Raw genomic sequence first — 23,047 nt, forward strand, 5'->3', positions numbered from 1 at the left:
ACCACATGCAACGGACCACTGGCACAAGAAGAGAATGCGTTTGAACCAGACACCACGCCTGCCCGCACTCACCCGCATGGGCACCCTGTTCGCGCTCGCCATGCTGGCGGTGCACCCCGTCGGCGCACAGCGCCCCGCCCAGCCCGATATCTTGCGCGACACGGTTGCCGCGCAGGCTGCCGGTCCCTCGGCCGCACCCGCCGCGCCGCGCAGCGGTAGCCGCACCGTGCAAATCCCGCTCAAGCAGCTCGGCGCCGACGCCCCGTTCCAGTTGCGCGGGGTGGACGCCATCAACGGCGTGCCATTCTCGATCCGGGCCGACGAAGTGGTGACCGCGGCCAGGCTCAAGCTGCGCTATACGTACTCGCCCGCGCTGATCCCGTCGCTCTCGCACATCAACGTCATGGTCAATGGCGAGGTCGCTGCCACCGTGCCGGTGCCCAGGGAAACCGCGGGCACCAGCCTGGAGCGCGACCTCACCATCTCGCCGCGCCTGATCACCGAGTTCAACCGGCTCAACCTGCAGCTGATCGGCCACTACACCACGGAGTGCGAGGACCCCTTCCACTCCAGCCTGTGGGCCACCGTGGGCAACAGCAGCGTGCTGGAGCTGACGCTCGCGCCAGTGGCGCTGGCCAATGAGCTCTCGCTGCTGCCGCTGCCGTTCTTCGACCGCCGCGACGTGGGCCGCCTCAGGCTGCCCTTCGTGTTCGCGGGCCAGCCCTCGGCCGCCACGCTGGAAGCCGCCGGCGCGGTGTCGTCGTGGTTCGGCGCGCTGGCCGGCTATCGCGGGGCGTCGTTTGCCGCCTCCCTCAACCAGGTGCCCGCCAGCGGCAACGCAGTGGTGTTTGTCACCAACGACGAAAAGCCGGCCGGCGTGGCGGTGCCGGCCATCAACGGCCCGGCGCTCGCGGTGGTGCCCAATCCCGGCGATGCCAACGCCAAGTTGCTGCTGGTGATGGGCCGCGACAGCGCCGAGCTCAAGACCGCCGCGCGCGCACTTACGCTGGGCGCACGCGCACTCTCCGGCCAGAGCGCCACCATCAGCAAGCTCGACGAGGGCGCGCCGCGCGTGCCCTATGACGCGCCCAACTGGATCCGCAGCGACCGCCCGGTTCGTTTCGGTGAACTCGTCGAGGTGCGCGATCTCAACGTCTCGGGCTACAGCCCCGACCTGGTGCGCGTGAACTTCCGCCTGCCGCCGGACCTGTTCGGCTGGCGCAGCAAGGGCATCCCGATCGAACTGAAGTACCGCTACACACCGCGCCCGGCGCTGGACAAGTCCACGCTCAACATCAACGTCAACCAGCAGTTCCTGCGCGCCTACGCCCTGCGCCCGGTCAAGAACCCGGACGGCCGCGCCAGCCAGCTGCTGGCCAAGGTGTTGCCGGACGGCTCGGTGCCGGTGGATGAGCGTATCAAGCTGCCACTGTTCATGCTGCCCGCGCAGTCGCAGCTGCAGTTCCATTTCTACTACGACTATCTCAAGCAAGGCGCCTGCAAGGACGTGCTGATCGACAACGTCAAGGGCGCCATCGATCCCGACTCCACCATCGACGTCTCCGGCCTGCTGCACTTTATCGCGCTGCCGGACCTGGCAGTGTTCGGCAACAGCGGCTTCCCCTTCACGCGCCTGGCCGACCTCGCCGAGACCGCGGTGATCCTTCCGGACAAGCCCGGCGCCGAGGACTACTCCGCCTATCTCACGCTGATGGGCCGCATGGGCGAATCCACCGGCCACCCCGCCACCGGCGTGGCGGTGGCCGGCGCGGCCCAGGTCGGGAAGATGGCCGCGCGCGACCTGCTGGTGATCGGCACCACGCAGAACCAGCCGCTCTTCACCCAGTGGGCCGCGCGCATGCCAGTCTCGCTGGCGGGCAATGAAAAACACTTTGCGCTGACCGACATCGTCTCCACCGTGATGGGCTGGTGGAACGGCGCCGACGGTACGCGCAACCGTCCCGTGGAGACGCGCCTGTCGCTCACCAGCGTCAGCACGGACGCCGTGCTCAGCGGCTTCGAGTCGCCGCTGGCGTCCGGGCGCAGCGTGGTGGCGCTGGCCAGCAATGCGCCCCAGGGCCTGCTGGCGATGACCGAGGTGCTGCTTGATCCCGAGCAGGTGAAGCGCGTGCAGGGCAGCCTGGCGCTGGTGCACGGCAAGGAGGTCGAGAGCCTGGCGGCGCAGCAGAACTACCATGTGGGCAAGCTGCCGCCGTGGACCTATGCGCAGTGGTGGCTGTCGCGGCGGTCGCTGACCATGGTGCCGATGATCGGCGGCGCCGCGCTGTTGCTGGCGGCCTTGCTGTTCGTCTCGTTGCGCGCGCGTGCCAACCGGCGCAAGCGGGGAGAACCCACGTGAACGTCAACCAGCCGCGCCGCCGCTGGCTGGCGCGCCTGCCGGGGCTTGGCGCGATGGCCCGGCTCGCACCGCTGGCCGCCCTGCCGGCGCTGGGAGGCTGGCCGACGCTGGCGGGCGCCGCTGCGCCCTCCTCCTGCCCCTGGCCGCTGTACCAGCACTTCCTGTCGTCCTTCGTGCAGGCCGACGGCCGCGTGCTGGACCCGTCCACGCGCGAGCAGCACAGCACCTCCGAGGGCCAGTCCTACGGCATGGTGTTCGCGCTGATCGCCAATGACCGCGCCACGTTCGACCGCCTCTGGCAATGGAGCATCGCCAACCTCGGCGCGGGCAGCCTGCAGGACAAGCTGCCGGCCTGGCAATGGGGCCATCGCACCGACGGTTCGTGGGGCGTGATCGACGCCAACTCCGCCTCGGACGCCGATCTGTGGTTTGCCTTCGCGCTGTTCGAGGCGGCCCGCGTGTGGCGCCAGCCGCGCTATGCCGGGCAGGCGCGCGCACTGCTGAAGCTGGTGGCGCGCGAGGAAGTGGTGTCGCTGCCGGGCTTCGGTGCCATGTTGCTGCCGGGGCCGCAGGGCTTTGCCGAAGGCAAGGAAGACGGCGCGCGCCAGTGGCGCCTCAACGCCAGCTACCTGCCGGTGCCGTTGCTGCGCCGGTTGGCCGGCGGCGATCCGTCCGGGCCGTGGGGCACGCTTGCCACGCAGGCCGGGCGCCTGGTCGAGGCAGTGGCGAGACAGGGCATCGTGCCCGACTGGTCGGCATACCGCACCGACCAGGGCGGCATGGGTTTCCTTACCGACCCCGTCAACGGCGACGTGAGCAGCTATGACGCGATCCGGGTCTACCTGTGGGCCGGCATGACGCCGCGTGGCGATGCCGCCGGGCGTGTGCTGATGAAGGTGATGGCGCCGCAGGCGCAGCGCATGGTGGGGCGCGCCGCCCCGCCCGAGCGCATGCACGCCGGCAGCGGCGCGCTCGAGGGCGAAGGCCCGGCCGGCTTTTCCGCCGCGCTGGTGCCCTTCCTGCAGGCGGCCGGATCGCCGGCCGCCGCGGCGCAGCGCGCGCGCGCCGAGGCCATGCTCGGCGCGGCAGCCGCGGGCAAGCCCGCCGCCACGTATTACGACACCGTATTGGGACTATTCGGCCTCGGCTTTGCCGAAGGCCGCTACCGGTTCGCCCCTTCGGGGCAACTCGAGCTGGAGTGGGAGAAAGCATGCCGAACCGCAAGCGCCCGGCCATGAACGGACGCGCGACCATTTCCCTGCGGGCGCCACGCGCCAGGCAACTGCGCGCGAAAACGCTCGTGCTGAGCCTGCTGACCGCATTCACCGCAGCCGCCGCCGCCCAGGAGGACCCGGTCAAACTGCTGGTGGACCAGGGCAAGTACTGGCAGCAACGCGGCCGCAGCGACCGCGCCGCCGAAGCGTGGCAGAAAATCCTGCGCCTCAATCCCAACCAGCCCGAGGCGCTGTACGGAATGGGCGTGGCCGAGGCCGAGTCGGGCCGCGCCGATGCGGCGCGCTCCTACCTCGAGCGGCTCCAGAAAGCCCAGCCCGGCTCGTCTCAGGTGGCGCGTCTGACGCAGCTCATCACCAGCGGCGGCACAGGCCAGCAGCTCGAGCAGGCGCGCCAGCTCGCACGCAGCGGCCAGAGCGAGGAAGCGGTCAAGCGCTACCAGCAGGCCGCCGGCGGCGCCGCGCCGCAGGGCAACCTCGCGCTCGAGTATTACCAGACCCTGGGCGGCACCGCGCAAGGCTGGGAAGAGGCCCGCAAGGGCCTGGAGCAGCTCGCGCGCGCCAATCCGTCCGACCACCGCGCCCAGCTCGCCCTGGCCCAGCACCTGACCTACCGCGAATCCACCCGGCGCGAAGGCATCCGCGGGCTCGAAGCGCTCAGCAAGAGCCCCGACGTGGCGGGTCAGGCGCGCGAGAGCTGGCGCCGCGCGTTGACCTGGTTGGGCGGGCGCCCGGCCGATGCGCCGCTGTACCAGGCGTGGCTGGCCAGCCATCCCGACGATGCCACCATCCGCGCGAAGCTCGACGCGGTCAGGATCCAGCCGCAGCCACAGCAGGAAGGCGCGCGCTTGGCCGGCGCCAGCGTGAGCCCGGTGCGCCAGCTTGTGCACCAGGGCTTCGACGCCCTCGACGCGGGCAATCTCGAACGCGCCGGCGAGCGCTTCCAGAGCGCCCTGGCGCAACACGCCGACGATGCCGACGCGCTCGGCGGCATGGGCGTGCTGCGGCTCAAGCAGGAGAAGTTCGCCGAGGCGGTGGACTATTTCGAGCAGGCCACCAGGCGCGGCGCGGGCGGCGGCTACCGTGCAGCGCAGAACAGCGCCACCTACTGGTTGCTCTCCGAGCAGGCCAGCGCAGCGCGCAACACCGGCAACCGCGCCGAAGCGCGCCGCCTGCTCGAACGCGCCATCAAGCTCGACGCGCGCGAGCCCTCCGCTCAGGTCGCCCTGGCCGACCTGATGGCCGAGGAAGGCCAGTACGCGCAGGCCGAGGCCGCCTACCGCCGCGTGCTCAAACAGCATCCGGACAATCCCGACGCCACGCGCGGGCTGGTGGGCGTGCTGTCGGCGCAGAACAAGAGCGCCGAAGCGCTGGCCATGGTGCAGAACCTCACGCCGGCCCAGCAGGAGAAGGTCGGCTCGCTCGGCAAGCTGCGCGCCGACGAAGCGCGTGCCCAGGCGCGTGCCGCCCTGAAGCGTGGCGACACCGCCGGCGCGCGCCGCGCGCTCGAAGACGCCATGGCGGCCGATCCCACCAACCCGTGGGTACGCCTGGACGCGGCGCGCGCCTTTGCCTCGGTGGGCCAGAAAGAGCAGGCGCGCGGCATCATGGACGGCCTGCTGCTGTCCAACCCCGACATGCCGGACGCACTCTACGCCAGCGCCCTGCTGTCGGCCGAGACCGGCGACTGGCAAGGCGGGCTCGATGCGCTCGAACGGATCCCGCCGCAGAACCGCACGCGCGACATGGGCACGCTGCAGCGTCGCCTGTGGGTGCACGCCGAGGCCGCGCGCGCCGGCGAGTTGGCCGCCGCCGGCCAGCAGCGCGCCGCGCTGGCCGTGCTGCAGGAGGCCGAGCGCTATGCCCAGCAGGATGCCGACCAGCTTGGCGCGCTGGCACTGGCCTACGCAGATGCCGGCGACGAGGTGCGCGCGCTGTCGCTGATGCGCAGCGTGATGAGCCGCACACCGCGCGCGGACGTCGGCATGCAGCTGCAATACGCCGCCATCCTGCTCAAGACCAGGCAGGACGTAGAGCTGGCCGGGGTGCTGCGCCAGCTGGCGGGTGCCAGCATGAGCCAGCCCCAGCGGCGCGACTACGACGACGTGCGCGTGGCCTATATCGTGCGCCAGGCCGATGCGCTGACCGAAGCCGGCGACCTGGTCGCGGCCTACGACTCGCTGGCCCCGGCGCTGTCCGAGCGCCCCGGCAACGGCGCCGTGCGCGCGAGCCTGGCGCGCATGTACGCGCAGGCCGGCGAGAACAAGAAGGCGCTCGCGCTGTATGAAAGCGTGCTGGAGAAAGACCCGCGCAACCTGGACCTGATGCTGGCCGCAATCGGTACCGCCACCGCCGCCAAGGAGTTCAGCTGGGCCGAAGGCACCTTGCAGATGGCGCTGGCGCAGGCGCCCAGGTCGCCCAAAGTGCTGACCGCCGCCGGCCGCCTCTACCGCGCGCAGGGCAAGACGTCGCGCGCGGCCGACTATTTCCGCGCCGCGGTGGCGGCAGAGAACGCCGCCGGCACCGCGCCCGGCGCCCGCCCCGACGCCTCTGGCTTCGACCGCGTCCCTGCCAACCCCTTTGTCGGCCTGCCGGGCCAACGCGGCAGCTCGCAACTGCCGCCCCCGGGCTCGCCGGCACCTTACGTGGCCGTGCCGGTGCCGACCGCAGCAGCGGCCCTGCCCGCGCCGGTGATGATGCATACCAGCGCGCAGGCCTACGGCCAGCCGTATATCCCCGCGCCCCTCGGCACGGCGCCGGCCGCGGGTGCATTGGCCATCCAGCCGCAGGCCTACTACCCGCAGCCGGCCAGCGCATCGCCGCGCGCGCCGGCCGCCAGCAGCGCCACGCGCGGCAAGACCACGAAGGTCGGCGCGGCTGCGCCTGCCTATCCTGCCGCGCAGGCGCAGCAGCAGGCCGTGCAGTATCCGGCGCCGTTTCCGAATGCGGCGCCGTACCAGGCGCCACCATACCCGGCACCGCAATACCCCGCTGCCCAGACAGTGGCCGCAGCCGACGGCTACGGCGCCACATCCGCCGTGCCGGCCCGCCAGCCGCTCGGCGCCCAGTCGCGCGCGCCGTGGTTGGCCGACACCGATTCGCAGGCCAACCCGACCGGCCCCAGGACAGCCCAGCAGGAGCTGCAGGAAATCGAGTCCCAGCGTACCGCCACGCTCGCGGGCGGCCCCATGCTGCGCGGGCGCAACGGCGATTCCGGCATGAGCCAGCTCACCGAGTTGCAGGTCACGGCGGAGGCCAAGATGGCGGCGGGCAACGGCAGGCTGGTGGCACGCGTGACGCCGGTGGCGCTGGATGCCGGTTCGGTCGGCGGCGACTTCAACAACGCCTCGCGCTTTGGCGGCGGTCCGCTGGCTTATGGCGTGAACGGCGCGGCGGTCAACCTGAACGGCAGCCCGCTGAAATCCGCTTCGGCGGGCACGCAGAACGCCTTTGGGGTGGCGCTCGGCGTAGCCTACGAATCCGACCGTTTCAATGCCGACCTGGGCAGCACGCCGCTGGGCTTTCGCTACACCGACGTCAACGCCGGTGCGCGCCTGAACCTGCCGCTGACCCAGCGCACCACGCTGTCGCTCGGTGCTTCGCGCCGGCCAGTGACAGACAGCCTGTTGTCCTACGCAGGCGTGCGCGACGAGCGCACGGGCCAGCAATGGGGCGGCGTGATGAACAGCAGCGCGCGCGCGGACGTGGGCTGGGACGACGGACTCTTCGGCATCTACGGCTACGGCGGCTATGGCCTGCTGACCGGCCACGACGTCAAGCGCAACACGCGCTGGGAAGGCGGCGGCGGCTTCTACCTGCGCGTGATCGACACCCCAGACCAGCGCCTGATGAGCGGTGTGAACTTTACCTCGATGGGGTATGCGGAGAACTTGCGCTACTTCACCTTCGGCCAGGGCGGGTACTTCAGCCCGCAGACCTACTTCGCGGTCACGGTGCCGCTCTCGCTGTCGGGCCGCACCGGGCGGCTGGCCTACAACGTGCGCGGCGCGCTCGGGGTGCAGGCGTTCAGCGAGGATGACTCCAACTACTTCCCGACCGACGCGGCGGCCCAGTCGGCGGCCAATGCCGCGGTGGCCACCGCCAACAGCAAGGGCCTGACCAACGCGACCAGCGCGGTCTACCCGGGCCAGTCCAAGACCGGCCTGGCCTACAACCTGGTCGGCTCGATCGAATACCAGGCGGCGCAGCAACTCTATGTGGGCGGCCTGGTGGGCATCGACAACGCACGAGACTATCGCCAATGGTATGCCGGCGTCTACGTACGTTATGCGCTGCAGCGCCAGACCGGACTGATTGCGTTCCCGCCGGTGCCGCCGCAATCCGCGGTGGGCCCGCTGCCGTTCTGATTGCGCCGCGCGGCCGGCGCGGCGTCAATGATCGGAAAGCAGGCGCAGCCGGACAGACGGCTGCGGCGGGTGCTCAGGCCTCGGGATGGCCGCGGTGGGGAGCCATTCGAGTCCGGGGCAATCACATGGAATCCCCTACTTCGAAGGGATCGACATAGCCGACGAGTCGGTAGAATCAGGTTGCAGCGCACAATAAACGCTTGCGGTTCGAGCGTGGGCCGCTCAAGACAAGGCCTGTGCGCACACATTCACGAGCGGAGGTTGCAAATGAAATTTCCATCCCTCTTGATATTCGTGCTGGTTGCCGGGGGCGCCAATGCCGGCCAGCGTCTGGGTGTGGCCAGCTACGGCCAGACTGGTGGCACGCAGTACGGTGGTGCCAGCTACGGCTCTGGCCAAATGCAAAGCTACTCCGCGGGTGGCGTGAACGCCGATATTGGGAGGCGCTATAGCGGCACAACAGGCGGTTCCCAGTTTGGAGACACATCGTCTGAAAGAAGCGGAATGACAAATTCCCAGCCGCGTTCACCATCTCTGTACCCGTCCACGGGCAGTTCAACACTCCAGCAGCCAAAGGCTCCGAAATGAAGAGGCCGCCCGGCGACTCCGGCCCCGATCTGCCTTGACCTCCTGCGCTTCATCGCGGCATATGCCGTCGTGCTGTATCAGCTTGCCCCCCCGATTACCTTGAATGCAGTTTCTTTTGGCTGCGCTAAGCTGCGGCAGCTTCTCTCCCCAAAGAGACCATGTGGAACGCAATCAGCGATGTCGGCGATGCCGCATTGACGCTACCAGTCGCCATTTCATGCGCAGTCTGGCTGGGAATATCAGCTCCCCGCCTGGCCATCCGCTGGATACTGCTTCTGTCGGCCGGCATGGCACTCACCGGCATCACTAAAGTCCTATACGCCGGATGCGGGTTCGAGATTTCCTCGATCGGATTTCGCATGATCAGCGGGCATACGACCTTGTCGACAGCTGTCTGGACCGTCGCCATCGCACTCCTTTCCCGGGGCATGGGAGGCAACGCGGGCATCGGCGCCATCGCCGGCTTGCTTGTCGGCCTGCTGACTGCTGTCGCCAGGGTCTTCGATCACGCGCACACGGTTCCCGAAGTCATCGCGGGCTGGCTTTTGGGCGCTGCAATCGGCGCGCTCTTTGTTCGCGCTCTCACGCGTTCCGAATTCAGACCGTTTCGACCGGTTGGCGCCGCTGCTGCGCTCATCCTCGTCACCACCGCGGCGTATGGAAACCACGCGCCCTTCCAGACCATGATCGAGGCACATTCACGAGGTCTGTGCGCACGTGCATTCTCCGCAGTTTCGGCCGCACGCTAACGTCAAGTGGGGAGGGACTCGAGGTCGGACCCATTCGCTTGCAGTCCCTTACTCAGGGGGGGTTCGGCCCAGCTGACGAGTAGGTAGAATCAAGTTGCAGCGCACAATAAACTAGGAATGCGCTTCGCTCAGGGTCAATCTCACCGGTAAGCCGCGATGCTCTATTTGCTAGCGTTCGTCGCCTTCGAGGCGGCATGGTTCGTTCCATTCCGCATCGTGTTCAGGTCTGCGCGATTCAGCGCGCTATATGCCTATCTTTCCTTGATCCCGATTCTTGGGCCGCTGATCTGTATCTGGATACTCGCCGCGCGACCATGGCCGCTCAAGAGCAAGGTTGTGCGCACGTATTCTTGAAAGGGAAAGCCCCCCCGAAGGCCTTGGCGAAGGGGAAGCCGCTGGTGCGGAGGACCTGGACTTCAGCGCCAGGAAGAAGGCGCCGGGATAGGCCAGCCCAAATCGCCCCCGCATGCTTTCGAGCCTGCCTTATTCAAAATTCCGACAACTGCTCGATGCGAAATGCCACCGGGCTGGCATCGAACTGCTACGTCGCGCGACGTGGCTGGAGCGTGCATGCTGCCGCATCGGTCGTAACTGCGCGCCGCAGGCAGAAGTTGTTGGCTGAGCCAGCGTAACGACGGATCAGGGTGATGGCAAAGCCGATCATTGATGACGAGTTGTGGAAGCTGATTGAACCACTAAACATTCAGAAGGAACACCGGATATGGACAACCGAGTTACCAAGGCCGTCTTCCCCGTCGCGGGACTGGGCACCCGCTTCCTCCCCGCCACCAAGGCGAGCCCCAAGGAAATGCTGCCTGTCGTCGACAAGCCACTGATCCAGTACGCCGTGGAAGAAGCCATGGCCGCCGGCATTACCGAGATGATCTTTGTCACGGGCCGCTCCAAGCGCGCCATCGAGGACCATTTCGACAAGGCCTACGAACTGGAAGTGGAGCTCGAGGCCAAGAACAAGCAGGCGCTGCTGGACGCGGTCCGTTCTATCAAGCCGGCCAACGTCGAGTGCTTCTATGTGCGCCAGCCCGAAGCACTGGGCCTGGGCCACGCCGTGCTGTGCGCAGCCAAACTTGTCGGCGACGCGCCTTTTGCCATCATGCTGGCCGATGACCTGATCGACGGCAATCCGCCGGTGATGAAGCAGATGGTCGACATCTACAACCACTACAACTGCTCGGTGCTGGGCGTGGAAGAGATCGCGCCGGAGCAGAGCCGCTCCTATGGCGTAGTCGACGGACGCGAATGGGACGAGGGCGTCATCAAGATGTCCGGCATCGTGGAAAAGCCCGCGCCGGAAGATGCTCCCTCCAACCTGGGCGTGGTCGGCCGCTATATCCTGACGCCGCGCATCTTCGACCACCTGCGGCAGCTCAAGCCGGGCGCCGGAGGCGAGTTCCAGCTCACCGACGCCATCCAGTCACTGCTCGGCCAGGAGCAGGTGCTGGCCTACCGTTACCAGGGCAGGCGCTACGACTGCGGCAACAAGCTTGGCTACTTGAAGGCCACTGTCGAGTACGCGCTGAAGCACCCGGAAGTCGGCCCCGACTTCCGCCGCTACCTGGGGCAGGGTGACCATCATCAGGCTGACAGCGTGGTTGCCTGACGAAGCTGCCTGCCATTGAGTTTGGTGAGGGGGGCACCCCCTCACCCCTCTCTCCACCGTCCGTGCGGCTCCGCATACGGCGGTTCACAAACAAGACTGCAAGCGTCGCTGTGTATCCAGCGGCGATGCCAACCCCCATACAATCACGTACAAAGGGTGCGCGGATCCCGGTCTGCATCTGCAGCTTCTTCGGAAACACGGCGACTCTTCAGGCGGCTGTGCATAGCCTCGCATTGCTTCAACATCGTTGCCCTGTGCGCCTCTGCTGGGCTGGCAATGCCGGCCTCGGTGGCAACGCGCAGATATGCTTGCCGGAAGACTACGGCCACGGTCACGATGAGCGTACCGATGCCCAAGGCTCGAACTGCAAGCCAGGTGTATTGCGACATAGCGAAATTGGCTTGGTGACAAACAGGAATCAACACTACTACTTGGCCACGCTACTCGCGCCTCCCAGCCATCCTATGTCTGTTGAAAGAAAAGGACCGAGTCTGGATCTCGATTTCAGAACCCGGAGAAGCGAATGCCGATCGAGCCGTAGCCGTAGTACCGGTCCAGCTTGCCCGCGGTCGTGGCGTTATAGAGGAACGGGATGGTGCCGACGAAGTTGTACAGCGACGCCTGGCCGCGCAGGAACACCTCCACGTTCTTCACTACCGCATACGATAGCTCCAGCCCCAGCGTATGGTTCGAGCGAATCGGCGAGTAGCCATAGGTTTTCGCGCGGCTATCGACATTGCTGCGCAGCAGGTATTGGAACTGGTAGCCCAGCCGCGCGGCGAAGTTCTCGTACTTCCAGCGCCATGAGCCGCCCAAGTTCAGGTAGCCGGCGGTGTAGTTGAAGTCGTCGTTGACATTGAGCCCAAACTGGCTGGCATCGACCGCGAACGAGGCCGACTGGAGGGTAACATTGCCCGCGCGGCACGGCGCGGCCAGCGCGCCATTGGCGATATTGTCGGAGCCGATGGCGACGTTGAAATTGCAATTGCCCCGCTGCAGCCGTGCATTAATGTTCCCGATGGTCACGCGGCTGATCCCGAGCCCGACGAAACCCGTGAGCTGGTTGCGCTCGGTCAGCTCGCCAGAGAAGATGACGTCGGCCTGGCCCTGGACGTCATTCGCGTTGTTCACCGTGAGGCTGTTGAAGGTCGTGTTGCGAACCGTGACCGGCGTCGAGCGCTTCAGGCTCCCGGCGTGGTCTCCCCATAGCGAGAAGCGCACCATGACGCGATCGCGAGCGCCGGGCTCGGCCAGCGGGTCGTAGTGCATCGCCAACATCCAGCTGTCGATCTGGTTGTGGTCTTGTCCGTAATCGATACCGCGGCGCCAGTAGGTGGCCGACCCAGACCAGTACGGCGAGAACTTGTAGCCCAGCATCAGTTTGCCACCGCGATAGTCGCCGGCGTTGTCCGACACGGGGCCCTGCTGCCCGCGCAGGTTGAAGACATCCACGGTGCGATTGACCATGTCGTAGCTAGCCTCCACCCGCACCGAGGTGAACTCGCCCGTGGCGGGCTCGGCCTGCATGAACACGTCGTCCGGAGCGGCGCTGGCCGCGCCCGCGCACGACAGGCCCAGCATTAGGGCGCAGGCTTGCTCCAGCCGGCGGTTGCGAAACAGCTGCATAGAAAACTCCGAGGCCGCGGGGCAAGCCTCATTCGTGGCGCGTCCCCAAGGACTCGACGCAGACACAAAAAGAACCCGGCCACCCATGGCATTGCCCTGGGGCATGCGTCCGGATGACCGGGGGCATGGCCTTCCCCATCCTGGCGGAAGGCAGCACTACGCGCCGGTCACTGGTTGAGCGTAACCGTAGTCTTGAGGCCGTCGCCGGTCACCTTGGCCGCGTCGGTCCTCACCGACGCCGTCTTGGCGTTCTCCACGCTGCCGTCCACCAGCGCACCCAGCTTCACGTCCTTGCCGCTAATACCTGTCAGCGCAAACGTGACGGGGAACGTGCTGGGCGACTTCGGCGTGAGAGCGTCAACCTGCGCCTGGCTCAGCGTGCCGGCAGACTTGAGCTTGCCGAGGAACACCGTGAACGGCAGGTTCAGCGAGCCGCCGTTGGCGCTGTCGAACAGGTTGTCCGCCACGCCATTGGTCAGGCTTGCGGCAGCCGACACGTTGCCGCTGATCTCGAACGAATAAGTCGTGTTGGCCGGCACCACCACATCCACCAGTTGCGACCCGTTGAACGTCAGCGTCACGTTCTCGATGATGACGTCGACCTGGTTGCCGCCGTAGGTATAGCTCAGGCCAGCGCGCACTTGCGACGGGCCGCCATTGAAGGCATCGCCATTCTGCGTCAGCGCGACCTTGATCGAGCTCAGCGTGCCGCCCGTGACCGAGATCGTGTCGGTGATCGGGTAAGCCTGGCCGTTGATCGTCAGGTTGGACAGCAGGACGTAGTTGGTCAGCTTGACCGCGTTCGCCACGTTGTTGATCGCGGTGCTGTCCACCGCACTGCCCAGGTTCGAGGCTGCCTGCTGGATCTCGGCGGTATTGCCGGTCGACACGGCGTCGCCGAGCGCGGCCAGCTTGGCCGCGTTCGACGCATCGGTCAGCGCGGTTGGCGTCACGGCCTTGACCAGCGCCGTGGTCGTTGAGGACTGGGCGCTCTCGGTCACGACGTTGATCGATCCGCTTGCTTTCAGCTTCGACAACGTGTCGGCCGGGCTGCTGCTCAGCGCGATGTCGTTCAGCGCCGTGCTCACGCTCGACACCTGGCTCGTGATCAGCGGGGCGGCCAGTGCGGCCACGTTGGCTGCCACGGCGGTAATGTTCGACTGCAGGTTCGCGGGCAGGCCGCTCTGGGCGTTCTGCACAGCGCCCGACACCACGTTCGTCACCAGCGCGCTGCTGGTCAGGTCCGCCGTGCCCGACGCGCCGGCCACGGCGCTGGCGACCGCCTTGGCAGCCGCCGCGGCCGCAGCCTCGGCGGTCAGCGTGCCACCCGTGGCAAGGCCCGTCAGCGTCTTGGCGACCTGGTCGACCAGTTGCTGTACCACGACCGCCGCCCTGAGCGTGGCCGCGTCTTGCATCGGGTCCAGCGTGGCCAGGTCCTTGCCTGCCAGGCCGAGCTTCTCGGCCAGTGCAGCGGCCTGGGTCGGGCCGAGTTGCGCCACCAGCGTGGTCAGCGGCGAGATCACCGGTGTCACGCCCTCCTTGTATGTCACCGCCGGTGCCTGCAGCACCCCGGTGAACGGCTGGTTAGTACCGATGTCGGTGCCGCCGGTCACCTTGAGCGCGCTCGTGGCGCAACCTGCAGGGAAGGTGAAGTCGCCGGTTGCATTCGTCGTCGTGGTCTTGTTGCTGCAATCGAGGAAGGTGACCGTCGCGCCAGACAGGTAGAAGTCCACCGCCTTGCCGCTCACGGTGACAGAAGGCTGGGACGGCGTCGGCGAATCGTCGCCGCCACCGCAGGCAACAAGCGTTGCCGCGGCGGCAGCCATGATGCCGAGGGTGAAGATGTTCCGGGTTTTGGTTTGCACGCTTCTCTCTCCTGAGATCGATACTTCGGTACGTCGATACATTGGTGGGGAAATCCTGCGACGGAATACTGCCGCGCACAGTCTCCGGCGCCCTACGCTGCCCTGTCGTGCCACGCTTCGGCTCGCAAGCGGAGTTTTTGCTGCAGCAGCTTGCAGATCGCGCCAGCACACAGATAAACAAATCCCCTAATCGGTGTCACCCCTACTTGGCGGGGGATAGCCTGTCCTTGCGCGCAGCCACGTAAGCCGCACTGCGGCATTGCCGACGCACGCTCGCCGTGACTCACTACACCCTCGCTAACAGGCGTCTGCACCAGAGCAGAGCGCAGGAAAATCGCCCGGTCTCAGCCAGCCGGCAATGTACTGCCCCATCGCGTCAAGCAACACGTCAGACGTCAGTCCCGCTGCGCCGGCCAGTGCCGGGCAGATGATCCACGTGGTGCCGTCGTGCTCGAGCACGCGCAAGGTCTTGGGCAAGTCAGCCGGTTGCAGGATGTGGTCGGCGCCGCGCACATTCCCGAGCGCGAACGCCTGCACGAAATCGTCGGCGTGGCGCTCGCCCAGGCATACCACCACCTTTGGCTTCCAGAGCCTGCGGATCCTGTCGATGAAGGCGAAGCGCTGACCTTCGCGGCAAAGCTCGAGGTAACGCTGCCTGGGCACAAGCTCCGGCTGGCCGCGGAATGCCGTCGACCACGGTGTCTGGTTAATCAGCCGCGCTGGCAGCGGAAACAGGCTGAGCTTGAACTCCGCGCCGTGCGGCGCGTACAGATGATGTTCGAAGTAATGCTTCCAGTCCCGCTCGCCCAGGGGCGTGTTGAAGAAATGTGCGCGCGTTGCGGCCATGATTCTTGCAATCTTCTGGTGCGACTGCCAGCGCTCCATGTGGTCGCGGTGCTTGTGGCGGTACGCAGCGTCCCACGCACTGGCTTGCGCGTGCGGAACCAGCGGCGCCACCATCGACTCCGCTCTCGGATGCGGTGAACTGTCACAAAACCATACTGGCGCGTCCGGATTTCCCCCTTCCATCCCTACATACGACGCGAAATATTCTTCGAGCTGTTCACGCGTAAATACTGTATTCGGTTCTGTTTTCATGCCTCTACCGCGTGGGTGAGTAAAGGATGCCAAAAGGCTGAGCCCCCGCTCAGCGATTTGTTGCACCACACAAACTAGGCAGCGGCCGGATTCTGCGCGCGAATCAGCGTGTTTTCTCCCCCCATTCGAGGGATACGTTGTCATCTCGTTTCCCTTCGTAAGCGGGGTAACGTTCAACGCAATATCACGGCAATTACGCGCGCGAGGCCTCAATAAACTCGTAGCAAGTCAAGCTACAAGCGTGCCCGCCTGTCATCCGTACGTCGTGCCTTTCGGTTAAAGTAGCCCTCGTGTGCCAATCTTCTGTACCGTCTGGTAACAGCCAGCAAGCTTCGCGCCATCAATCGTGTCAAACGTCACTGCCCCATCGCGCCACGCTGCCCACCTCATGCGCGGCGAACCCGAACGCTTGCCGCACAGCCACTTCGAGGTAGGTGCCGATGGATCGCAGGCCGCCAGAGGTCAGATACTTGCGTGGCGACAACGCGTTGGGCACGTCATGGACCTGGAAGTCACGCGCGACAGCCTCCTTGCGCCCTTCCACGCAGCCATCGACCGCTACCTGATCGCGGACATGTCTTTCACGGACTGCCGCTGTGACGGCGTCAGGCTGCAACGCAGCCTCGCGCGTATCTCGACTGACTTGGCACGGCATCACGCGATACAGGTCTTCGTCGAAGGCAGCGCCGGCGTGGTGGCGGGCGAGCGCCGCAATCCACAGCCGCGCCACGGAGGTATTCTGCTGACGGACCTTGGGCAGCCGATTGAGATGCGGCGCGAGGCAACACGCGCGCTCTCATTCTTCGTCCCGCGCATCACGATGGAAGCAATTTTCATGGAAGCCGAGGCCGCGCATGGACGTATCGTGGAGACCGACACACCGCTGAGCCGACTGGCCGTCGCACACGCCGTCGCGCTCAGTCGCGATCTGCCAACCATGACACCCGAGGCCGCCGTGCACGCCATGCACACCGGAGTGGAGCTGCTGGTCGGGGCCCTGCGGCGAGGCGTGGGCCTGGACGGCAGCACTCGCGCCGCGGTGCGCAGCGCCGTACTGGCACGCGCCCGTCGGCTGATAGACGCCGATCCCGGCCAGGCCGGACTGTCGCCCACCAGGCTGCTGTCAAAGCTGGAAATCTCGCGAGCCACCCTTTACCGCTTGTTCGAACCCGAAGGCGGCGTGCAAGCCTATATCCGCAAGAGCCGTCTGCGGGCTGCCGCGCAGGACCTGGTGCGCTACCCCCACCTGGCTGTCAACGACATCGCCTACGGGCTGGGCTTCAACAGCCCGTCCGACTTTACGCGCGCATTCCGCCGCACCCTCGGCATGTCACCGCGCGACCTGCGGGCCTACGCGACTGACGCCGGCAACCGTGCCTTCTGGCAAGCCGCGATCGCAGTCCAGGGCAAGGATTATCAGCAATGGATGCAGCGTCATGCCGCGTGATGACACCGCAGCCGCAGTGGCCAAACGGTGTCACACCGAGGCTTCGGGCTCTTCCTGTCGGTGCCGATCGGGCTCTTCTGGCCGTATCTGGAAATCGGCGATCGTCAGCCACTGGCTGATGAAGTGCCCCATTGCATTCAACAGGACGTCCGATCCCAGGCCGGCAGCGCCGGCCACCGCCGGGCAGATAACCAGGCGCGTGCCCTGGTCCTGGTAGACGCGCAGTACCCGTGCCTGGTCAGCAGGCTTCAGGACATGCTCGGTGTATGGCTGGCCGCGCATGCCGAACGCGTGCAAGTAGTCATCCTCGTGACGCTCGCCCAGGCAGATCACCACCTTGGGGCGCTGGCGCCGGCGCAATGCCTCGATGAAGCGGAAGCGTCCGCCATTGCGGCACAGTGACAGGTAGTTGACCTTGGGATTGAGTTCGGGTTGCTGACCATACAGCCGCTTCCAGGGCAGCCCGTTGTCCGCGCGAGTCGGCAGCGGAAACAGGCTTAGCTTGAATTCCCAGCCGCGCGCACGGTAGAGATACTCGGCAAGATAGCGCTGCCAGCTGCAGTTATCGCGCCGGGCGAACAACACCATTTCCCAGGCCGCCGACATGATGCGCGCGATGCGCTGGTGCGTCTGCCACCTTGCCATATGGTGTGCGTGAGCGACACGAAAGTGCGCGTCCCAGGCGTTCGGCACTCGCTGCGGAGCCAGCGGCGCCGCCAGCGGCAAGCCCACCGTGGTGGCCACTTGATCGCAAATCCAGACCGCTGCCGCCGGGTTGCCTCCCTCCATGCCCACGAAGGAAGAAAAATAGGCGTCCAGCTCATCGCGGGTAAAAACGTTCCCTTTCATGTCTTGTTGCATCCTGCGGAAGATTGCCGTGACACCGGCTTGAGATCGGCACTACCGCGTTGCGCGCAATGCCGACGCAAGACTCTAGCCGTGGCGGCGCCTCGCACTTGACCATATGTCTCAAAACGGAAGAGAGCGACGTAAAGGTGCCACACAAACATCGCCCCACTTTCCCTTCTTACGCAGGGTACCGACGGGTCACGCTGCACCGCACTATTCGCACCAGAAACACGAAGCACACCGGCGCCACCAGCGCGCCGGCAGGAAGAGAGCGTTGCAGTTCCAGGGACGGCACTCAAGGATGCGGCCAGTGGCCGGTCACTAGCTGACCGCAGCCACGCCATGGAACCGACTGCCGCAAGGCAGTCCCGCACGACTCTGCTTTGTCTGCGCCAAGAGCATGCACACCAAGATGCATGCCAGCGACGAGCCTGGCCGCCACTGTGCACGGCCTGCAAGTTCGGAGGAGAAAAAAGGGCATGGGCACTCGCTTGAGCGCCCATTACGCGAACGCTTCGGGGGAAGCAATGGGTGTCTATCGCGATATGTTTGCCAGGCATCACGATCAGCTCGCGCTGATGGTGCGCCTGCTCGACGCCGGCGCCATCTGGCTTGCGGCAATACTGGCCAGCGAAGTTCGCTTTGCCAGCGCGCACGCGCCGATCCACCTGTTCGTGCAGTATTTCGGCTGCGCGATCGCCTTCATCGTGTTGCCCGGGTTCGACCTCTACAGCTCATGGCGTGGCCGTAGCCTGTTCTCGCTCGCCACGCGCCTGCTCTCCGCCTGGAGCCTGGTCTGGCTGATCAGCATTCTGCTGACCTACCTGCTGCACCAGGCCGACTCCCTCTCCCGCTTGTGGATGGTTTACTGGTACGCCTTCTCGCTGGCCGGCCTGCTGGGCCTGCGCGTGGCCAGCCGCGTCGTGCTCAACCTGTTGCGCGTCACCGGCGCTAACAGCAAGCGCGTGCTTATCGTTGGGTATGGCCGTACCGGACAGGAGATGTACCGCCGCGCGACCGCCAGCCACGCCACCGGATTCAAGATCAGCGGCATCTACGCCCCCGAAGGCGAGCCCACTCCGGAAGGACGCCGGCGCATCACCGATAGCGCCCAAATCCCCGAGTTCGCACGCGACCAAGGGATCGATGAGATCTGGCTCACCCTGCCGATGAGCGAGTTCCGCCTGATGCAGGAGATCAACTTCTCCCTGCGCAATGACTTCATCGACATCAAGTGGATGCCGAGCGTGCTCGACTTCGACCTGCTCAACCACAACGTCGGCAACTTCCTCGGCATGCCCGCGGTGGAAATGAACAGACCGCCCGCGCTCGGCGTACGCGGCACGATCAAGGCCATCTTCGACCGAACCTTTGCCGCGCTCGTCCTCATCGCCCTGTCGCCGCTGTTCCTGATCATTGGCCTCCTGATCAAGCGCGACTCCCCGGGCCCCGTCTTCTTCAAGCAGGAGCGCCTCGGGATGGATGGCCGCGTGATCCATGTCTACAAGTTCCGCAGCATGAAGGTTCATGCGGAGCATGGCAGCGTGACACAAGCCACCAAAGGCGACAGCCGCATCACGCCGATCGGCGCCTTCCTGCGCCGCACCAGCCTGGATGAGCTGCCGCAGTTTATCAATGTGCTCAGGGGCGAAATGAGCGTGGTTGGCCCGAGGCCGCATGCCATGGCGCATAACAATATGTACAAAGAGCAGTTGGACTTCTACATGATGCGTCACCGCGTCAAGCCCGGCATCACGGGCTGGGCCCAGATCAACGGCTACCGCGGCGAGACCGACACCCTGGACAAGATGGCCAAGCGGGTGGAGCACGACATCTTTTATATCCGGAACTGGTCGTTCTGGATGGATGTGAGGATTATTTTCTGGACGGCGTTCAAGGGGTGGACGGGGCGGAATGCGTATTGAACCGACGCGCCCGGGCGAGAGCGCCGCAACGCTGCTCTCCCCACGGGGCAGGCTCTGGCTCACCGTCGCCGCCTTGTTTTGCCTGACCATGCTGGTGGTGGGCAACCTCCCCGGCAACGCGCAGGGGCTCAACCGGGCCTTTGGCGACAAGGTGATGCAGCTTGGCGCCTATGCCTGCCTGAGCTGGGCGATCTTCCTGTCCCTCTCCCGATACCGGGCCGCCATCACGCTGGCCAGCATTGCCCTGCTGGGCGGCATGGATGAACTGATTCAATCGTTGTTTTCGTACCGCTCGTCCGACCTTTCAGACCTGCTGACCGATCTGCTGGCGGCCGCCCTCGCCATTGGCGCCGTCACAGTGGCATCCGCCTTAATTGCCCGTAAGACGGTGAGCCGCCAAGGCACCGGGCCGGAGTTGCCTGCCAGCGAAAAACCGCCTCCATCCCTCGAACCTTCCGTAGATCCTGGCCATGATCCTCACGCTTATCGGGACATTACTCACATGAAGATCCTCATGTACTGCATCAACTACGCGCCCGAACTGACCGGTATTGGCAAATACACGTCGGAACAGGCCGAATGGCTGGTGGCGCAGGGGCATGAGGTGCGAGTCATCACCGCACCGCCTTACTATCCCGAATGGAGAATTGCCGAAGGCTTTAGCGCGTCTTCGTATACCCGGGAAATGCGCAACGGCGTCACGGTGCTGCGCGCGCCCCTCTGGGTACCGCGCAAGCCCTCCGGGCTCAAGCGCCTGGTTCACCTCGCAACCTTCGCCGCCAGTACCCTGCCCTTGCTCTTCTGGCAGGCGCGTTGGAAGCCCGATGCCGTCTTCGTTGTCGAACCTCCGCTGTTCTGCTCTCCGGCGACCCTGCTCTTCGGCAAGGTGTTCGGGAGCAAAACCTGGCTGCATATCCAGGACTTTGAAGTCGACGCGGCCTTCGCTCTGGGCCTGCTGAAGAGCAAGCGCGCACGACAACTTGTAGAGCGGGTCGAACGTTGGCTGGTGCGCAAATTCGACCGCGTGTCGACGATTTCGCAAGCCATGAAACGTCTTGCGCAAGCTAAGGGCGTCGACGCAAACCGGCTGGTCCATTTTCCCAACTGGGTCGATGTCGCATCCATCCATCCGGGCGTGGATGGTCAAGGCATTCGAGAGGCACTCGGAATCCCGAAAAACGCGATTGTCGCGCTCTACTCGGGAAACATGGGGCGAAAGCAAGGCCTGGAAATGCTTGGCGAAGCCGCCGGCATCCTCCGCCACTCGGAAAAGGTCCACTTCATAATCTGTGGCCATGGGCCGGGCAAGGCCGAACTGGAGAAGGCATGCGAGCAACTTCCCCGCACTCACTTCCTGCCCCTGCAACCTGTGGAGCGCCTCCCGTTGCTTCTCGCGAGCGCAGACATCCATCTATTGCCGCAACGTGCCGACGCGGCAGACCTTGTCATGCCATCAAAACTAACGGGCATGCTCGCCAGCGGAAAGGCAATCGTCGCCACGGCCGGCAATGACACCGAGGTGGCCCACGTCGTCAAGGGGCGCGGTATCGTGGTAGCACCAGGCAATTCATTGGCGCTGGCGACAGCGATCCAGACCCTCGCGGACAACGATGCGCTTCGCACCACCTATGGTGCCGCCGCTCGCCAATACGCGGAAACCAACCTGGCACTGGACAGCCTGCTGGCCTGCTTCGAGGAAAGCCTGACGGCAGCCATTCATGAAGGCGCCGTTAGCGGACGCCCGGCAGCGCGCAGGTCATAGGCGGAAAGGAGACCGATGAGCGTATCACCTACCAGCCCGAATACCATGATCATCGAAGGCAACGACCCGACAGTCGAGCCTTCTTTCACGCTGCGCAATCGCCTGACGCGCCAGCTTTGGAACTCGGTATGGCTGTTCCTGTTCCGCCCAAGCCCGCGCCCGCTCCACGCGTGGCGCGCCTTTTTGCTGCGCGTCTTCGGTGCAAGGCTGGGTACCGACGTACACGTGTACCCGGCGGTGAAAATCTGGGCGCCTTGGAATCTCGACATAGGTAACAACGTCGGAATTGCCGATGGCGTCACCCTCTACAACATGAGCTTTCTAAGAATCGGCGACTACGCAGTCATTTCCCAGGGAGCCCATCTTTGCGGCGGATCACATGACTACAACTCGCCGAATTTCCAACTGATTGCTGAACCGATCACCGTGGAGAAGCATGTCTGGATTTGCGCTGAAGCCTTCATCTCGCAAGGCGTAACGCTTCCACCCGGAGCCGTCGTCGCCGCGCGCTCGGTCGTCAGCAAGCCTTTGGAACATTCGTGGACGGTCTATGCCGGCGTACCGGCTAAGCCCATTGGCAAGAGAACTCCGCATGACAAATAGCAAGCACGGCATTTCAATTCTTATCCTCACTAAGAATGAAGAACAGGATCTTCCGGGATGCCTACGGAGCGTCGCTTGGTCCGACGACATTCACGTGTTTGATTCAGGTAGCACCGACCAAACTGTTGACGTCGCCCAGCAGTTCGGCGCAACGGTGAGTTGCCGAACCTATAACTCGCCGATCGCATTTGGTGGTGATGAAGCCACACACAGAAACTGGGGTCTACAGAATTTGCCATTCAAGCATCCCTGGGTGTTCTGCATCGATGCAGATGAGCGGATAACCCCGGCACTAGTACAGAACCTCATCAGGGCAGTTAAGTCTGCAAAAGAGGAAGTCGCGTTCAGCGTAAGGCGACGTGATTTCTTTATGGGAACCTGGCTCAGACACGTCCAGGCCTCTCCGTACTACCTGCGCCTATTCCGCCCCGAGAAGATGCGCTATGAGCGACTCATCAATCCTATCTTGATCCCAGACGGACCCACGGCCAAGATCCCTGGCTACCTCGATCATTTTCCGTTCAGCAAAGGCTTGAATCACTGGATAAACCGGCACAATAACTACAGCACTCTGGAAGCCAAGCAGATTATCGAGAATCGGCGACGTCAACCAACCTTCAGCATTATAAAGGCGTTCACATGCTCCGATTTTCATCAAAGGAGATTCCACCAGAAAGAAATCTTCTACCGACTACCAATTCGACCGCTTATGAAATTCTTGATTCTGTATTTCGGAAAGCGAGGCTTTTTAGACGGCAGAGCCGGATTCACATACGCTACACTGCAATCGATCTACGAGTACTTTATTGTCCTGAAGACACAAGAGCTTTCATCCGAAAAGCTGGCGCAACATCCTACGGAGATTATGGTGCGAGAATAAAATCCCATCGTCGAATCGAGCGCTGGATATATGCAACGAGACTCTCGTCACCTTATGCAATCCGTGATCGTTTCGTTGC

15 protein-coding genes and 1 pseudogene are annotated in these 23,047 nt (G+C 65.0%); 11 read left to right on the plus strand and 5 right to left on the minus strand.

Annotation, left to right across the window (positions count from 1 at the left end):
* Positions 1–34 precede the first annotated feature (34 nt).
* From bcsB to galU, 5 genes are all read left to right on the plus strand, one after another.
* Positions 35–2,359: a cellulose biosynthesis cyclic di-GMP-binding regulatory protein BcsB gene (gene bcsB / locus CNE_RS24825; RefSeq protein WP_013953041.1), complete on the plus strand. Its 2,325-nt coding sequence runs from the start codon at positions 35–37 to the stop codon at positions 2,357–2,359.
* Positions 2,356–3,597, plus strand: a complete 1,242-nt coding sequence (gene bcsZ / locus CNE_RS24830; protein ID WP_041228638.1) for a cellulose synthase complex periplasmic endoglucanase BcsZ — start codon at positions 2,356–2,358, stop codon at positions 3,595–3,597. Before bcsB ends, bcsZ begins: the two co-directional genes overlap by 4 nt.
* On the plus strand, positions 3,570–7,958 hold the full coding sequence (locus tag CNE_RS24835) for a cellulose biosynthesis protein BcsC (protein ID WP_013953043.1): 4,389 nt from the start codon (positions 3,570–3,572) through the stop codon (positions 7,956–7,958). The genes bcsZ and CNE_RS24835 overlap by 28 nt, the downstream gene beginning before the upstream one ends.
* 746 nt (positions 7,959–8,704) lie before the next feature.
* Positions 8,705–9,295 carry a phosphatase PAP2 family protein gene (locus tag CNE_RS24840; RefSeq protein WP_013953044.1) on the plus strand — a complete coding sequence of 197 codons (591 nt, stop codon included), beginning with the start codon at positions 8,705–8,707 and terminating at the stop codon, positions 9,293–9,295.
* Positions 9,296–10,058: 763 nt separating this feature from the next.
* Entirely contained in the window at positions 10,059–10,913 is an 855-nt protein-coding gene (gene galU, locus CNE_RS24850) for a UTP--glucose-1-phosphate uridylyltransferase GalU (RefSeq protein WP_404997180.1), read from the plus strand.
* A gap of 143 nt (positions 10,914–11,056) precedes the next feature.
* Here galU and CNE_RS24855 read toward each other — a convergent pair whose 3' ends face one another.
* From CNE_RS24855 to CNE_RS24870, 4 genes are all read right to left on the minus strand, one after another.
* Positions 11,057–11,302, minus strand: a complete 246-nt coding sequence (locus tag CNE_RS24855; protein WP_013953046.1) for a hypothetical protein — start codon at positions 11,300–11,302, stop codon at positions 11,057–11,059.
* Positions 11,303–11,417: 115 nt separating this feature from the next.
* Positions 11,418–12,539 (minus strand): hypothetical protein, encoded by a 1,122-nt coding sequence (locus tag CNE_RS24860; RefSeq protein ID WP_013953047.1) that lies wholly within the window; start codon positions 12,537–12,539, stop codon positions 11,418–11,420.
* A gap of 167 nt (positions 12,540–12,706) precedes the next feature.
* Complete coding sequence (locus CNE_RS24865) at positions 12,707–14,404, minus strand: hypothetical protein (RefSeq protein WP_041228640.1); 1,698 nt, start codon at positions 14,402–14,404, stop codon at positions 12,707–12,709.
* A gap of 297 nt (positions 14,405–14,701) precedes the next feature.
* Positions 14,702–15,502, minus strand: a complete 801-nt coding sequence (locus CNE_RS24870; protein ID WP_013953049.1) for a hypothetical protein — start codon at positions 15,500–15,502, stop codon at positions 14,702–14,704.
* Positions 15,503–16,001: 499 nt separating this feature from the next.
* Between CNE_RS24870 and CNE_RS24875 the strand changes: the two genes are divergently transcribed.
* The gene (locus tag CNE_RS24875) at positions 16,002–16,949 is read left to right on the plus strand and encodes a helix-turn-helix domain-containing protein (RefSeq protein WP_148271658.1); all 948 of its coding nucleotides are present in this window, start codon (positions 16,002–16,004) and stop codon (positions 16,947–16,949) included.
* A 30-nt stretch (positions 16,950–16,979) separates the two neighbouring features.
* On the opposite strand, the gene CNE_RS24880 is transcribed toward CNE_RS24875, so the two are convergent.
* On the minus strand, positions 16,980–17,798 hold the full coding sequence (locus CNE_RS24880) for a hypothetical protein (RefSeq protein WP_013953051.1): 819 nt from the start codon (positions 17,796–17,798) through the stop codon (positions 16,980–16,982).
* A gap of 545 nt (positions 17,799–18,343) precedes the next feature.
* Here CNE_RS24880 and CNE_RS24885 point away from each other — a divergent pair.
* The 5 genes and pseudogenes from CNE_RS24885 (at position 18,344) to CNE_RS24900 (ending at position 22,968) form a co-directional block, all read left to right on the plus strand.
* On the plus strand, positions 18,344–19,723 hold the full coding sequence (locus CNE_RS24885) for an undecaprenyl-phosphate glucose phosphotransferase (RefSeq protein WP_013953052.1): 1,380 nt from the start codon (positions 18,344–18,346) through the stop codon (positions 19,721–19,723).
* A 154-nt stretch (positions 19,724–19,877) separates the two neighbouring features.
* A pseudogene (locus CNE_RS43120) lies at positions 19,878–19,991 on the plus strand (hypothetical protein); the annotation flags it as partial.
* A 234-nt stretch (positions 19,992–20,225) separates the two neighbouring features.
* The gene (locus tag CNE_RS24890) at positions 20,226–21,485 is read left to right on the plus strand and encodes a glycosyltransferase WbuB (RefSeq protein ID WP_013953053.1); all 1,260 of its coding nucleotides are present in this window, start codon (positions 20,226–20,228) and stop codon (positions 21,483–21,485) included.
* Positions 21,486–21,530: 45 nt separating this feature from the next.
* Positions 21,531–22,088, plus strand: a complete 558-nt coding sequence (locus CNE_RS24895; protein WP_041228642.1) for an LbetaH domain-containing protein — start codon at positions 21,531–21,533, stop codon at positions 22,086–22,088.
* Positions 22,078–22,968, plus strand: coding sequence for a glycosyltransferase family 2 protein (locus tag CNE_RS24900; RefSeq protein ID WP_049800644.1), 891 nt, complete (start codon positions 22,078–22,080; stop codon positions 22,966–22,968). Before CNE_RS24895 ends, CNE_RS24900 begins: the two co-directional genes overlap by 11 nt.
* Positions 22,969–23,047 lie beyond the last annotated feature (79 nt).

The sequence above is a fragment of the Cupriavidus necator N-1 genome (assembly GCF_000219215.1).
Lineage (GTDB): Bacteria > Pseudomonadota > Gammaproteobacteria > Burkholderiales > Burkholderiaceae > Cupriavidus > Cupriavidus necator.